Below are 14,636 nucleotides of genomic sequence, written 5' to 3'. Positions count from 1 at the left end.
CCTCACGACGAACACGTCAGCGCACGTTTCGTAGATCGATTACGTGACAGCACTTAACGGGGACGCAGGTCGACGATGCGGCGGATCTTGCCCACCGACCGTTCCAGTGACTCCGGCTCCACGATCTCCACGGCCACCGACACGCCGACGCCGTCCTTCACGGCCGCGGTGATGGACCGGGCCGCCGCGTCCCGCGCCTCGGGGGTGGCTCCCGGGCGGGCCTCGGCCCGGACGGTGAGCGCGTCGAGACGGCCCTCGCGGGTCAGACGCAACTGGAAGTGCGGCGCCACGCCGGGGGTGCGCAGCACGATCTCCTCGATCTGGGTCGGGAAAAGATTGACCCCGCGCAGGATCACCATGTCGTCACTGCGCCCGGTGATCTTCTCCATGCGCCGGAACGCGCGGGCCGTGCCGGGCAGCAGCCGGGTCAGGTCACGGGTGCGGTAACGGATGATCGGCATGGCCTCCTTGGTGAGCGAGGTGAACACGAGTTCCCCCTGCTCGCCTTCGGCCAGTACCTCACCGGTGACCGGATCGACGATCTCCGGGTAGAAGTGGTCCTCCCACACGTGGAGACCGTCCTTGGTCTCGACGCACTCCTGGGCGACACCCGGACCGATCACCTCGGACAGCCCGTAGATGTCCACGGCGTCGATCGCGAACCGTTCCTCGATCTCGCGCCGCATCTGCTCGGTCCAGGGCTCGGCGCCGAACACGCCCACCCGCAGCGAGGTGCTGCGCGGGTCCACCCCCTGGCGTTCGAACTCGTCCAGCAGCGTGAGCATGTAGGACGGCGTGACCATGATGACGCCGGGTTCGAGATCCTGGATCAGCCGGACCTGCCGGGCCGTCATGCCACCGGACGCGGGGACGACCGTACAGCCAAGGCGCTCGGCGCCGTAGTGGGCGCCCAGGCCGCCCGTGAACAGGCCATAGCCGTAGGCCACATGCACGATGTCGCCAGGGCGTCCGCCCGCCGCGCGGAGGGAGCGCGCCACCATGTCGGCCCACATGGAAAGGTCGTTCTCCGTGTAGCCGACCACCGTGGGCAGTCCCGTGGTCCCGCTCGACGCGTGGAGGCGGCGAATGCGTTCCCGGGGGACGGCGAACATGCCGTACGGGTAGTTCTGCCGGAGGTCGGCCTTGGTGGTGAAGGGGAAGTGCGCGAGGTCGGCGAGCGAACGGCAGTCCTCCGGACGCACGCCGGCCTTGTCGAACGACTCCCGGTAGAAGGGCACATGGTCGTACGCGTGCCGCAGCGAGGTGCGCAGCCGTTCCAGCTGGAGCTCCCGCAGCTCCTCCGGTCCGAGTCGCTCACCCGCGTCCAGCAGGTCCCTCTCGTCCGCCATCGGGACTTCTCCCTCGTCAGCCCTACATTCCGGACGACCGATCATTCGGTCGCTCTGCTCGGGGCCAGTAATTCAGGCCATCGGGCTCCAGACAAGAGGTGGGCCCGGATTTTTCCCGCGGGACATCGAGAAGACTCTGACCTGGACCTACGACGTCCTCTGCGGGGAGAGGGGGGTGCCGATCCTGGGCACGGGCGCCAAAGACGTTGCGTTCCCGCGGTGCCGAAACGCATGATCGTCCACATGTCGACCTTCACCGCCTCCGACGGCACCCGGCTCGCCTGTCACCTCCGGGGCGACGGGGAACCGCTCCTCGTGCTGCCCGGCGGCCCCATGCGCGCCTCCGCCTACCTCGGCGACCTGGGCGGCCTGGCCGGTCACCGCCGGCTGGCACTGCTCGATCTGCGGGGCACGGGCGACTCCGAGGTGCCGGCGGACCCGGCGACCTACCGCTGCGACCGCATGGTCGAGGACGTGGAGGTGTGGCGGGCCCACATGGGGCTGGACCAGATTGACCTGCTGGCCCACTCGGCGGGCGCCGGCCTCGCGATGCTCTACGCGGCCCGTCATCCGCACCGAGTACGGCGGCTCGTGCTGGTCACGCCGAACGTGTCGGCCCTCGGCCTGCGGACCACGCCCGAGGACCGGCTGGCCGCGGCACGGCTGCGGGCGGACGAGCCGTGGTTCGCGCGGGCGTATTCCGCGTTCGAGGCGTGGCTCACGGGTGGCGCGGACTTCGACGAGGTGTTCCTGCCGTTCTTCTACGGCCGCTGGGACGACACCGCACGGGCGCACACCGAGCCCGAGGAGGCGCAGACCAACGACGAGGCTGCCGACCGGTACTCCGCCGACGGCGCCTTCACTCCGGACGCCACCAGGGCCGCGCTCGCCGCCCTGACCGCCCCGGTCCTCGTGTACGCCGGCGGCCTCGACGGCGGCCCACGTCCCGAACTCGCCCGCCGAGCCGCCGAGGCCTTCCCGAACGCGGAGTTCACCGTCCAGGCCGGTGCCGCCCACTATCCGTGGCTCGACGACCCGGGCCGCTTCGTCGGGAACATCCTCGGCTTTCTCGGCAGAGACGTCACCGAGGACGCCGACTCAGCCGAGGACGCCGAGAAGGCCGAAGGCATCGAAGAGCTCGAAGACGGCGAAGGCGCCGAAGAGCCCGACCGCGCCGACCGCGCCGACGGTCCTCTGCCCTCGGCGAAGCCGGCGGTCGGGGCGGCGCCGCACCATTAGCCTCCCGGCATGGACACCGCCTTCATATACACGGTCAAAGCGAACGGCATCACCCTGGCATGCCGCGCCTGGGGCCCCGAGGACGCCCCTCCCGTCCTGCTCCTGCACTGCCGCGGCGCCGACGGCGCAGACTGGACACCGATCGCCGAGAAGCTCGCCGCATCACCGCACCCGCGGCGCGTGTACGCCCCCGACCTGCGCGGCCACGGCCTCAGTGACCGGCCAGGGGACTACGCGCTGGAGTCCATGAGCGAGGACGTGTACGCCCTGCTCGTCGCGCTCGGCATCGCCGGCGCCGCCGATGTCGTGGGCCACTCCCTGGGCGGCACCGTGGCATGCCTGCTGGCGCAGCGCCATCCCGGGGCCGTACGGCGTCTCGTCCTGGAGGACGTGCCCCTTCCGGTGCCGCTCGATCCGCCCCGGCCACTCGCCGAACGTCCGACGGGGGAGCTGCCGTTCGACTGGGCGATGCTGCTGGCCACCGACGAGCAGCGCAACGCGCCCGATCCTGTGTGGCGGGACCACATGGGCCGGATCACCATGCCCACGCTGGTGATCGGGGGAGGGCCCAGCAGCTTCATCCCGCAGCACGAGGTCGCCCAAGTGGCCGAACTCGTCCCGGACTCCCGGCTGGTGACCCTCGACGCCGGGCATCTGGTGCACGAGGCCCGGCCGGAGGAATTCCTCGCCGTGGTGGAGCCCTTCCTCCACGGGTAGGCATGGAAGCACCGCAGGAGGCGTGATGTCCGGCCTCCCGGTAGTCCCCGTAATGCCGGTAGTCCCGGCAGTTCTTCCGCGCGGAGCTCCCGCTCATGGTGACCGGCCCGGGGTATGCGTCCGCGCCACTCCCGAAAGGTCCCCCTCGCGTGGCCTGTGCGACGTGGGGACCGGTCGCTAGGCTGACCCGCGGACGACGAACCGGGAGGAGCAGGGACGTGGCCGAGAGCACCATCCAGCAGCCGCTCGTGGGCTGGGGCAAGCCGGAATTGGACCTCAGCGGGGCCGAGTGGCAGTCCAGCAGCCGAGGTCTGGGAGATGTCCAGATCGCCTTTGTCGAGGGCTTCATCGCGATGCGCAACAGCGGCCGGGCGGAAAGCCCCTCTCTGATCTTCACCCCCGCGGAATGGGGCGCGTTCGTCTCCGGCGCCCGCGAGGGTGAGTTCGACCTGACCTGACGGTCCGAGCCGAGTGCATCGCACCGCACCCCATCGCACCGCACCACCCCACTGCACCGAACCGCCCGCCGGGGCCGGCGTCCGAGCGGATCCCGCCCCGGCAGGCAGGCGCACGAGATCGCGCGCCGCCGCCGTCCCCGGACGCCGGCGCGCCGTCCTCGGACGCCCGTGCGCCGCCGCCGCGGACACCTGTGTGCCGCCACCTCGGACGTCTGTACTCCTTGGACCCGGAACCTCGGGCAAGAGCCTTCCGCGGGCCCTCCGCCGCAGGGGTGACGTCGCCTGCCCCGCCGGTCGCACGCTCCGTGACGCGTACACGCGAGCGGGTCACCCCGGACGGGCGCCCGCACGTCGTCGATCACACGCGGGCACGTACCATGGCGGCATGTCGTTCCTCCGCCGCCGCAGCGCCACCCCCGCCGGACCTGACTTCGACGTGCTGGCCATGGACCCGGGCGACTGGCCGGGCAACCTCGGCGCGGGCCTGCTGCCCGCCCCCGACGGCTCCTGCCAGGGCGTCTTTCTGCGCTACGACCTGTTCGGCGGCCGCGGCCCCGCCATGATCATCGGCAATCTCCCCGAGGGCTCCCCGGCCCGCGACGTCACCGAGGGCGAGATCCCCTTCGAGGTGGGCCAGCTGCTCCTGGCGCTGGAGAACGACGAGGAGGTCACCGTCGTCGGCACCGAGGACACCCCGGTCCTGCAGGGCGACAACCTCCTGATCGTGCGCCGCCTGAAGCTCTCCGAAGGCCGCATCTCCTGCGTGCAGTTCGACCGCAGCGACGGCGTCCTGGTCACGATCGCGGCCTGGGACCGGCCCATCACCGACGACCTGTACGCCCTGCTGAAGCCGCTCCCGGCGGAGCTTTTCCAGCAGGGCTGAACGCCGGACACGACCTAGCGGGCGGAACCCTCCAGACGGACGTCCGCCGCGCGGACGAACGCCACCCGGTGGCCGTACTGGATCTCGTAGTACAGGTCCTTGCCCACCACGACCCGGTGCGAGTCGGTGGTGAAGGTGACCGCGTAGTAGTACGCGCCCGGCACCTCGTCACCGACCACGTACTTCTGCCCGGCCGGAATCGTGTACGGCAGCGGCACCACCGACTGGACGGGGACGCCCGCCGGGTAGGCCTCCTTCTCCGGGTACGCGCGGCCGTACACCGGGACGCTCGCCGCGCCGTCCTTCGGGGTGATGACCAGGCCGCCGGCCCGTACCGCGGTCGGATGCCTGTGCGGGTTGGGGAACCAGGCCTTCTGCCCGAGGTACCAGATGGCCGTCCAGTCGCCCCAGCGGTCGGCGACCGCGTACTGCTGACCCGTGGAGACCCGCGAGGACAGGTCGTTCACCCCGGTGGTCGGATCGGTCTTGAGGCCGATGTCCTTGATCAGTGGCGCGTTCACGTCGTGGTCGGAGTAGAGCCGCACCTCGCTGGAGCCGTGCGCCGTGCACGGCCGGCCCGCCGTGGCGCAGCCCGTGTACACCGGCTGGTTCGCGGCGTAGCCGGGCAGGATCGTCACCAGTGAGGAGTGCTTGCCGCCCGACCGCTTGAAGGGGTGGCCGAGCAGCTTGAAGTAGTGCCGCCAGTCCCAGTACGGACCCGGGTCCGTGTGCATCCCCGGGACGGTGGAGGTGGTCGGCCCCGGCACGTTGTCGTGGCCGAGGATGTGCTGCCGGTCCAGCCGGATGCCGTACCTGTGGGACAGGTACTTCACCAGCCGTGCCGAGGACCGGTACATCGCCTCCGTGTACCAGGCGTCCGGCGCGGCGAGGAAGCCCTCGTGCTCGATGCCCACGGACCGCGCGTTGATGTCCCAGTTACCCGCGTGCCAGGCCACGTCCTTGGCCTTGACGTGCTGGGCGATCAGCCCGTCGGTGGAGCGGATGGTGTAGTTCCAGGACACATAGGTCGGGTCCTGGATCAGGTTCAGCACCCCGTCCCAGGCGCCCTCCGTGTCGTGGATGACGATGTACTTGATCGGCTGTGAGGCCGGACGGTCACCGAGATCGTGGTTGCCGTAGTCGTTGCCCCCGAACTCCGCGTACGGCGCCGGAACCGACACGCAGGACACCGAGCGCGGGCACTCGAGCCCGTCGTCCGCCTTGGCCGTCCGCAGGCCGGTCCGCCGCAGCTGCGCGGTGTCGGCGCTCAGGCCCGGCTGCGCGGCGAGCGTCACCGACTGGCCGGCGTCCGTGGTCCGCTTCTCGCCGGTGCGCAGCACGTCGTACACGTCGTTCGCGTACGCCCCCGCCGTCGCCGTGTCGTCGGCGCCGGAGAAGCGGGCCACCGCGCCGTACCAGTCGGCCGGGTCGGCGGTCATCGGCCCGCCGAGCTCCTTCTGGGAGGCGGCGAGCAGGGCGGCGCCGCCGGCGATGTTGGCCGCCGGGTCCGTGCGCAGCCGCTCCGCCGGCAGACCGGTCAGCCCGGCCGCCTCGGGCAGCGTCTTCAGGCGGGCCGGGAGCGCGGACTCCGCCGGCACCTTGATGTCGGGGTGCAGGGCCGCGCGGGCGCTGTCGCCGCGGGCGTCCTCGGTCCCCTCGGCGAAGTGCTCGGTGGTGGCGAGCGCGGTACGGGCGTCGGTGAGGTGCATCGGGCCGTAGCCACCGGTCACGCTGGGCGCCCCGGCGTGCCAGTCCCAGCGGGACTGAAGATAGGAGACGGCCAGCAGGACGCTCTGCGGCACGTGGTACTCGGCGGCGGCGGAGGCGAAGGCGTGCTGCAGGTCGCCGGCCGGAGCGCCGGCCGGAGAACCGGTCTGGGCGTCGGTCGTGCTGTGCGCCGGGGCGGCCCCGAGCAGGGGCAGCAGCAGAGCGGCGGAGGCGAGCGTGCCGGCGGTCCGCCTCCGATGTCTGTGGCCGGGAGTGGACGTGGGGTCGGTGGCGGATCCTCGCAATGCGGCCTCCAGTGACGGACGGGCGTGGCGGGGCGGGCGGGGCCGAACTGGCTCAGTGGTACCGGCTTGCCGACGATCCGTCAATGATGCCTTCGGGCAGGCGATTTCCCATGTCACGAAGGGGGTCGGCGAGTTTCGTCGCAGCAGCGCCCGGGCCTGCACGGCGTCAGTGGAGTACACCAGTGGCCGCTCGTCGTGACGGCGGCGAAACCCGCGCGGGAGCCACACGTGCGCAAGCCACACGTGCGGGAGCCACATGTGCGGGAGTCGCACGCGGGGGAGCGGGAAACACGAAGGTCCGCGGTGCGCCGCCGCTCTCGGCGCACCGCGGAGCCGTCGTCCCCGTCAGCGAGTGCCGACCGCCGCGCGCACGGCCCGCCGGGCCAGCTGGCAGTCGTCGTGCAGCCGCCGAAGCAGCAGCCGCTGTTCCTCGCCGGACGGCGCAGCACCCGGGTGGGCCGTGCCCGGTGCCGCCGGGGCCGTGTCGTGCATCGAACGCTGGACGGCCGTCTCGTAGGTACGGATCTCCCGGGTCAGGACCAGCATCAGGTTGACCAGGAAGGCGTCCCGCGAGGCGGGGCCGGCCGTCTGGGCGATCTGGCTGATCTGACGCCGGGCCATCGGCGCGTCGCCGAGGACCAGCCACAGGGTCGCCAGGTCGTATCCCGGCAGGTACCAGCCCGCGTGTTCCCAGTCGACGAGTACCGGACCGGCCGGTGAGAGCAGGATGTTCGACAGCAGCGCGTCGCCGTGGCAGAACTGGCCCATGCCCTGTCGGCCGGCCGCGTGCGCGATGCCGTGCAGCAGCTTCTGCAGGTCGCCCAGATCACGGTCGGTCAGCAGTCCCAGCTCGTGATAACGGGAGATGCGGGCGGCGTAGTCCAGCGGGGCGTCGAACGTGCCCGCCGGGGGGCGCCAGGCGTTCAGCCGGCAGATCGCGCCGAGCGCGGCCCGGATGTCCGGGCGAGGCGGCGCCTCCATCGGGTGCCGCTGGAGCGCCGCCACCCGGCCGGGCATGCGCTCGATCACCAGGGTGCAGTTGTCCGGGTCCGCCGCGATCAGCCTCGGCACCCGCACCGGCGGGCGGTGCCGGACGAACGAGCGGTATGCGGCTATTTCGTGGCGGGTCCGGTCCGCCCACGCGGGGGACTGGTCCAGGAGACACTTCGCCACGGCCGTGGTGCGTCCCGTCGTCCCGACCAGGAGGACGGACCGCCCGCTGCGGCGCAGCACCTGGACCGGAGCGAACTCCGGGCAGATCCGGTGCACCGAGGCGAGCGCGGCGCGCAGCTGCGCCCCCTGCGGACCGGACAAGTCGATTCTCCCGCTGAGCGGTTGGGTGCCGCCCTGGGCCGGAACGCGCCGCGGACGGCCCGCGCCCAGCACGGGGACTCCCGGCCGCGCCGCCGGATCGAGGTACGGCGCGCCGCCCGCGGGGCGGGGACGCAGCGGTCGGGGCGGAGCGGACACGGAGGATGATGCTGCGTACATGGGAGATACAGATCCCTTCGTGTGCCTGCGGTGCCTGCCTGTAAGTCCATGTTCTGTCGTGCTGCGTGCTGCGTGCTGCGTGCTGCGTGCTGCGTGCTGCGTGCTGCGTTGCGTTGTCTTGCGTACTGAGTCGCTCCGCATCGCTCTGAGTCGCTCCGCGTGCTGCGTCGCGCCGCGTGGTGCGGTGCTCTTCGGAGTGCTCTTGGTACGTGCGCCCACCCGCCCCGGTCGCCCGGGTGCACCCTGGGGAATGCATCCGGTCTACCGAGGGCGACCGGGTCGGGGTGGCGCTTTCCTACCTGACACCCGACGTCCACTGGCACACCATCTGGCGCACCCTGGCGAACCATGGCGAATAGTCGCCCGGCAACCCGCACGGGGCTACTGTCAACTCAGCCGAGAACCTGGGGGCTTGACGTGAGCGGACAACCCAACACCCGCCTTGCGGACCTGTTCGGCATGGCCGGCTGGTCGAAGGGTGAACTCGCGAGGCTCGTCAACAAGCAGGCGGCGGCCATGGGCCACCCCCAGCTGTCGACCGACACCTCGCGGGTGCGGCGGTGGATCGACACGGGAGAGATCCCGCGCGATCCGGTACCGCGGGTGCTGGCGGCTCTGTTCACCGAGCGTCTCGGCCGTGTCGTGACCATTGAGGACCTCGGTCTGGTACGGCACGGGCGTGCGGGGAAACGGCAGGGCGACGGGAATACGGAACATCCCGACGGCGTGCCGTGGGCGCCCGAACGAACCGCCGCGGTCCTCACCGAATTCACGGGAATGGACCTCATGCTCAACCGACGCGGCTTGGTGGGCGCGGGCGCCGCGCTCGCCGCGGGATCCACACTCAGCAGCGCCATGCACGACTGGCTGCACACCGACCCCACCCTGAGGGCCGACGCCCCCGTTCTCGACGACCCCCTGCACGCCGACTCCGCCGGGTTCGACCGCTATGAGGCCGCACCCATCGGGTCGCAGGAGATCGAGGAACTGGAGCGCTCGGTCGAGGTGTTCCGCGCCTGGGACGCCGCTCGTGGCGGCGGTCTCCAGCGCAAGGCGGTCGTGGGCCAGCTCAACGAGGTGGGCGGCATGCTCGCCTACCACCACCCATCCCACCTCCAGCGGCGCCTGTGGGGCGTCGCGGCCAACCTCGCCGTCCTCGCGGGCTGGATGTCGCACGACGTCGGCCTGGAGCCCACGGCTCAGAAGTACTTCATCATCGCCGCCCATGCCGCCCGCGAGGGCGGAGACCGGCCGCGCGCCGGCGAGGCCCTGTCCCGGGCGGCCCGGCAGATGGTGCACATCGGCCGGCCCGACGACGCGCTGGACCTCATGAAGCTCGCCCAGTCCGGTTCGGGGGAGCGTCTGCAGCCGCGTACGAAGGCGATGTTCCACACCATCGAGGCCTGGGCACAGGCATCCATGGGCAAGGGGCAGGCGATGCGCCGCACGCTCGGGCAGGCGGAGGACCTCTTCGTCTCCGATCGTGCGAGCACGCAGGCGCCGGACTGGATGCAGACCTTCAAGGACGAGGATCTGTACGGCATGCACGCCCTTGCCTACCGCACGCTCGCGGAGTTCGACCCGGCGGCGGCCGTGCACGCCCAGCACTACGCGGAGAAGGCACTGGCCCTGCGTGTCGACGGGCGCGAGCGGTCGAAGATCTTCGACCATCTGTCCATGGCCTCGGCCTGTTTCATCGCCGACGATCCCGAACAGGCCGACCGCTACGCCCGGCTGGCCCTGATGTCGATGGGGTCCAACTCGTCCCGCCGTACCTGGGACCGGTTGCGGCAGATGTACCGGCTCACCGCGGAGTACGCCGGCTACCCGAAGATCCATGAGCTGCGGGAGGAGATCAGGCTCGCGTTGCCCAAGCCCAGGAGCAAGGGGGACGGCAGCGCACCGGCGTAGGGCGGCGATCCGCCGACGCCGTTTCCGTCCACCCGGCTCGCCTCTGTCGGCCGGAAGGCCGGTTCACACGCTGGGGTGTCCGCTCGCCGGTCGACCTCAGGCTGACCTCGGCGCCGTCCATCGAACCGGTGACCTCGGTGCTGTCCGCTCAGCCGGTGACCTTGGCGACGAGCAGACAGGCGTCGTCCGCGCGTTCGGCTCCGCCGAACTCCTCGACGACCGTCCGTACGGCGTCCTGCGCCGTGCGCGCCTCCGCGAAGCGTGGGGCGAGGCCGAGCAGGCGGTCCACGGCTGACGTCCCGGGGCGGCCGCACAGGAGGCCGTCGGTGTGCAACAGGAGCAGGTCGCCCGGCTCCAGGGTCACTTCGGCCTGCCCGTAGGCGGCTCCCGAGGTGGAGCCGAGCAGGGCGCCGTCCGGTGCGTGCAGCGCGCGCCCCGTCCCGTCGCGGTACAGCAGCGGGGCGGGGTGTCCCGCCCGCGCCCAGACCAGGGTGCGGGTCTCGGGGCTGTACTGGCAGCAGAGGGCGCTGCCGAGGGCGGGTTGCACGGTCGCGTCGAGCAACTGGCTGAGCATGGCCAGCAGATGGCCGGGTGAGGTACCGGCCATCGCCAAGCCGCGTACGGCGCCCAGCACCATGGCCATGCCCGAAGCGGCGGCCACACCGTGCCCGGTGAGGTCGCCGACGCTGAGCAGAGTCGTGCCGTCAGCCAGCTCCAGCGCGTCGTACCAGTCCCCGCCGATCAGCGCGGTCGTCGCGGCCGGCAGATAGTGGGCGGCGAGATCCAGGCTCTGCCGGCCCCGGTGCGGCAGGCGCAGCGACCCGGGCCAGGGCGGCAGTACGGCTTCCTGCAACTCGGCCGCGAGCTGGTGCTCGGTCCGCTCCGTGCGGCGCCGGCGCCGCAGCGAGTCACGGCTCTCGCTGACCGTGCTCCGGTGCAGGCGCAGTTCGCTGACGTCCCGCAGTACCGCCCACATCGAGGCGGTGCTGCCGTCGTCGCCCAGTACGGGTTCGCCCATCATGTGCACGGTCAGTACGGAGGTGTCGGGCCGGACGACCCGGAACTCGCCGTCGATCGACTTGGCGTCCACCAGACAGTCGGTGACCATCGTGGTGAGCTTGGGCCGGTCCTCCTCCAGTACCAGTGCGGGAAGTTCGTCGAGGGTGAGCGCGGGCACGGCGGGGTCGAGGCCCAGGATCTGGTACAGCTCCCCGGACCAGCTCGCCTCGTCCGTGAGCAGGTTCCACTCCGCGCTCCCGACCCGGCTGAGCAGCGACTCGGGTCGCGGGCCGTCCGGCGCGCCACACGGCTTGGCCTCCGCGGGCGCCGGGCCGTCCCGCAGCTGCGCCAGGTGGGCGTCCAGGTCGTCGAGCTGATGCAGCGCGAGGTCGTACAGAGCCCGCTGCCAGCGTTCCTCCGGGTCCGGACCGCCGTTCTTCGCGTCCCGTCGTACGGCGTCCACGTCACCCTTGAGTCGCCGAGTCTGCGTTATCAACGCCTCGACCGCGCCGCGCCAGGGCGGCTGGGCGGCTGGGCGGTCCGCGGAGACAGGGGACGGCATGACGCACTCCGATGAGGGGACGGTTCGGCCAACGGGGAGGGACGCAGGGACCGTTACGACTGTGGCACAGCCCGCGATGCCCCGTAAGGGATTTGGCAACACACGATACGGTGGTGCTTAAGGCATATGCCAGAGTCTTTCCGGCGTGGCCCGTGAGGAGCTGCCGCGTACGCGCCGAGCGATCCAAGTCGTAGACCGAATACGGGACTTGACCCATTTCCGAGCCCTTCGGTGTAAGGCCCGGCCGCGCGTTCGACGCATGTTTGTTCCATGGTGACGCCGACCGGCCGACGCGCGTCAACTCTGTCCGGATCCGGCGTCCTCGAAAGCGCCCCCGCGGACTCCTAATAGGCATGGACATCCTCATTGAGCAGCCGGCGCGGGCCCACCTTCTCACCGCCGAGGACCGGGAGGTCCCGGTGACGGCCACCCTGCGCTACAGCGCCGGTGATCCGCTGGCCGTCTTCGTGGACTTCCCGCCCGAGGCCACCCTGGAGGGCGGCGAGGTCACCTGGACCTTCGCGCGCTCACTCCTGGACCAGGGGCTGAGCACCCCGGCCGGCTACGGGGACGTACGGATCTGGCCGTACGGCCGAACCCGTACGGTCGTGGAGTTCCACGCGCCGCACGGTCTCGCGATGCTCCGGTTCCCCACCTCGGCGCTGCGCTGCTTCCTGCTGTGCACGTACGCCGTGGTCGACGCCGGACGGGAGGATGTGACGGTCGCCGTGGAACAAGGGCTCAGCGCCCTCTTCGACGGGGTCTGAGCGCGCCCTCTTCGACGGGGCCTGAGCGACCTCTTCGGCGGACTCCGGGCGTCAGCCGCCCGGCCGGGCGGCGTACAGGCCGGGGCGTGCGGCCAGGTCGACGGCCGTCCGGCCGCCGGTCTCCAGCGACCGGACCCCCGCCTCGGCGACCGCGGAGGCCGCGTAGCCGTCCCACGCGGTCGGACCGGTCACCTCGCCGTGCCGGGTGGCGTCGACCCACGTCTGCACCTCCCGGTCGTAGGCGTCGGCGAACCGGACGAGATAGTCCTGGGCCACCTCTTCGGTGGCGGCGCCCGCGGCGGTGACGACCATGGCGTGCTCGTCGCCGATCCGGGCACTTCCCGCCTCGCACACCGCCTCGCAGCGCACCTGGTAGCCGAAGCCGCAGTTGACGAAGACCTCCACGTCGACGAGAGCGCCCCGCTCGGTCTCGAAGAGCACGAACTGCGGGTCGACCAGGTCCCGCGGGGCGCTCGCCGAGGACGCCGGGCGCAGCACGGTGACCGCCGCCAGCTCCTGCCCCAGCAGCCAGCGCGCCGCGTCGATCTCGTGCGAGACGGAGCTGTTGATCAGCATGGCACTGGTGAAACCGGCGGGGGAGGAGACGTTGCGGTGGACGCAGTGCAGCATCAGCGGACGGCCCAGGCCGCCCCCGTCCAGCAGGGACTTCAGGCGCAGGTACCCCGCGTCGAAGCGGCGCATGAAACCGATCTGCGCCAGCCGGCGGCCGAGCCGCGCCTCGGCCTCCACGATCCGCAGCGCACCGGTGGAGTCCGGCACCATGGGCTTCTCACACAGCACCGGAAGGCCGCGTTCGAAGGCCGCGAGCAGCGCCTCCTCGTGCGCCGGACCCGGGGAGGCGATCAGCACGGCCGCCACGTCGGGCGCGTCGAGCGCGGCCACCGCGTCCGTGTGCACGGCGACGCCGTCCCGCCCGGCCACGGCCGCCTTCGCCCGCTCGACATCGGGATCGGCGACGGCCGCCACCCTCGCGCCGCTCACCACCTCGTCCAGCCGCCTGATGTGGTCAGCGCCCATGTGCCCGGCACCCAGTACCGCCACGCCCAGCAGATCACCCATGCGTGCTCCCTTCCGCTGACGGCAGTGTGTCGCAGATCGCACACTCCGTGTGAAGGGGGCGGGTGGAGGAGGCGTGACGGGCGGTCGTACGGCCCGTTACCGTACGGGGCATTACCGGTCAGTAACTGGACCGGCCCGTCCGCGTCACCCCAGGAGGGCCACATGCCGCAGCTCGAAGTCGCCGGTGCCGTACTGACGTACGACGACGAGGGCCCCCGCGACGCGGCCGACGTGCCCCTGGTGTTCGTGCACGGCTGGACCGCGAACCGGCACCGCTGGGACCACCAGACGGCGCACTTCGCCGCGGGGCGGCGGGTGATCCGGCTGGACCTGCGCGGGCACGGGGAGAGCGGCGGGGCCGGGGTGCGTACGATCGCGGAGCTGGCCGACGACGTCCTCGCCCTCCTCGCTCATCTGAAGGTCGAACGGTTCGCGCTGGTCGGCCATTCGATGGGCGGGATGATCGCGCAGACCATCGCGCTCTCCCACCCGGAGCGGGTGGAGCGCATGGTGCTCGTCAACTCCATCGGCCGGATGGCCTACAGCCGGGGCCGCGGCCTGCTCATGGCGGCCTCCACCCTGGTGCCGTTCAGGCTCTTCGTCGCCGCCAACATCCAGCGGGCCTTCGCGCCGGGCTACCCGCGCGAGGAGATCCGCGCGCACATCCGCGCCTCCGCCGGCACCCCGCGCGAGGTCGTCATGACGTCGTACGGCGCCATGCGGACCTTCGACGTCCTCGACCGCGTCGGTGAGATCCGTACGCCCACCCTGATGGTGCACGGCTACCACGACGTCCAGCTGCCGGTGCGGCAGATGCTCCGGATGGCCAAGGCCTACCCGGACGCCGTCGTCCGGATCGTCGACGCGGGCCACGAGCTGCCGGTCGAGAAGCCGGCCGAGCTGACCGAGGCGCTGGACCGGTTCCTGACCACGAAGGCGTGACGCCCGGGCCACCCGCGCGCGGCGAGGTGACGCGGGCCGCCGAACACACCGAAGCGACCGGAGTGACGAGAGTGACCGGGGCCCGGTTCGCAGCCCGGCGTCGCCCGGCGTGTCAGCCCCTTGGTGCAGTTTTTGCCCATGGCGGGTAACCGCCCGTTCGAGCCCGGTGTCGCGGAGTCCTGAGGCTGTCGTGCGGGCAAAGCGCGGCCGAAACCGTAGGGGAGCG

Annotated in this window: 11 protein-coding genes and 1 pseudogene; 7 read left to right on the top strand and 5 right to left on the bottom strand. The window is 71.7% G+C overall.

Annotated elements, in window-relative coordinates:
- Positions 1 to 53: 53 nt before the first annotated feature.
- On the bottom strand, positions 54 to 1,349 hold the full coding sequence (gene paaK / locus OIB37_RS03235) for a phenylacetate--CoA ligase PaaK (RefSeq protein ID WP_330455964.1): 1,296 nt from the start codon (positions 1,347 to 1,349) through the stop codon (positions 54 to 56).
- A 243-nt stretch (positions 1,350 to 1,592) separates the two neighbouring features.
- Here paaK and OIB37_RS03230 point away from each other — a divergent pair.
- From OIB37_RS03230 to OIB37_RS03215, 4 genes and pseudogenes are all read left to right on the top strand, one after another.
- Positions 1,593 to 2,420 (top strand): annotated as a pseudogene (locus OIB37_RS03230) (alpha/beta fold hydrolase); the annotation flags it as partial.
- Between the two features lie 177 nt (positions 2,421 to 2,597).
- Entirely contained in the window at positions 2,598 to 3,305 is a 708-nt protein-coding gene (locus tag OIB37_RS03225; RefSeq protein WP_330455963.1) for an alpha/beta fold hydrolase, read from the top strand.
- Positions 3,306 to 3,523: 218 nt separating this feature from the next.
- Positions 3,524 to 3,763: a DUF397 domain-containing protein gene (locus tag OIB37_RS03220; protein ID WP_330455962.1), complete on the top strand. Its 240-nt coding sequence runs from the start codon at positions 3,524 to 3,526 to the stop codon at positions 3,761 to 3,763.
- Between the two features lie 385 nt (positions 3,764 to 4,148).
- Positions 4,149 to 4,646 carry a hypothetical protein gene (locus OIB37_RS03215; protein WP_330455961.1) on the top strand — a complete coding sequence of 166 codons (498 nt, stop codon included), beginning with the start codon at positions 4,149 to 4,151 and terminating at the stop codon, positions 4,644 to 4,646.
- A gap of 14 nt (positions 4,647 to 4,660) precedes the next feature.
- Here the strand turns inward: OIB37_RS03215 and OIB37_RS03210 are convergent, their stop codons facing one another.
- The gene (locus OIB37_RS03210) at positions 4,661 to 6,658 is read right to left on the bottom strand and encodes an N-acetylmuramoyl-L-alanine amidase (RefSeq protein ID WP_330455960.1); all 1,998 of its coding nucleotides are present in this window, start codon (positions 6,656 to 6,658) and stop codon (positions 4,661 to 4,663) included.
- A gap of 345 nt (positions 6,659 to 7,003) precedes the next feature.
- Positions 7,004 to 8,149, bottom strand: coding sequence for an aminoglycoside phosphotransferase family protein (locus OIB37_RS03205; RefSeq protein ID WP_330455959.1), 1,146 nt, complete (start codon positions 8,147 to 8,149; stop codon positions 7,004 to 7,006).
- Positions 8,150 to 8,566: 417 nt separating this feature from the next.
- Between OIB37_RS03205 and OIB37_RS03200 the strand changes: the two genes are divergently transcribed.
- Entirely contained in the window at positions 8,567 to 10,060 is a 1,494-nt protein-coding gene (locus OIB37_RS03200; RefSeq protein WP_330455958.1) for a DNA-binding protein NsdB, read from the top strand.
- A 148-nt stretch (positions 10,061 to 10,208) separates the two neighbouring features.
- On the opposite strand, the gene OIB37_RS03195 is transcribed toward OIB37_RS03200, so the two are convergent.
- Positions 10,209 to 11,621 carry a PP2C family protein-serine/threonine phosphatase gene (locus OIB37_RS03195; protein ID WP_330455957.1) on the bottom strand — a complete coding sequence of 471 codons (1,413 nt, stop codon included), beginning with the start codon at positions 11,619 to 11,621 and terminating at the stop codon, positions 10,209 to 10,211.
- 353 nt (positions 11,622 to 11,974) lie between these two features.
- On the opposite strand from OIB37_RS03195, the gene OIB37_RS03190 reads away from it, so the two are divergent.
- The gene (locus OIB37_RS03190; protein WP_330455956.1) at positions 11,975 to 12,388 is read left to right on the top strand and encodes an SsgA family sporulation/cell division regulator; all 414 of its coding nucleotides are present in this window, start codon (positions 11,975 to 11,977) and stop codon (positions 12,386 to 12,388) included.
- Between the two features lie 51 nt (positions 12,389 to 12,439).
- Here the strand turns inward: OIB37_RS03190 and OIB37_RS03185 are convergent, their stop codons facing one another.
- On the bottom strand, positions 12,440 to 13,468 hold the full coding sequence (locus tag OIB37_RS03185) for a Gfo/Idh/MocA family oxidoreductase (RefSeq protein ID WP_330455955.1): 1,029 nt from the start codon (positions 13,466 to 13,468) through the stop codon (positions 12,440 to 12,442).
- Between the two features lie 162 nt (positions 13,469 to 13,630).
- Between OIB37_RS03185 and OIB37_RS03180 the strand changes: the two genes are divergently transcribed.
- Complete coding sequence (locus OIB37_RS03180; RefSeq protein WP_330455954.1) at positions 13,631 to 14,410, top strand: alpha/beta fold hydrolase; 780 nt, start codon at positions 13,631 to 13,633, stop codon at positions 14,408 to 14,410.
- Positions 14,411 to 14,636: the final 226 nt, after the last annotated feature.

The organism is Streptomyces sp. NBC_00820 (assembly GCF_036347055.1).
Taxonomy (GTDB): domain Bacteria; phylum Actinomycetota; class Actinomycetes; order Streptomycetales; family Streptomycetaceae; genus Streptomyces.
The sequence above is the reverse complement of the archived record's forward strand: the minus strand, read 5'-3'. Positions and strand labels throughout refer to the sequence as shown.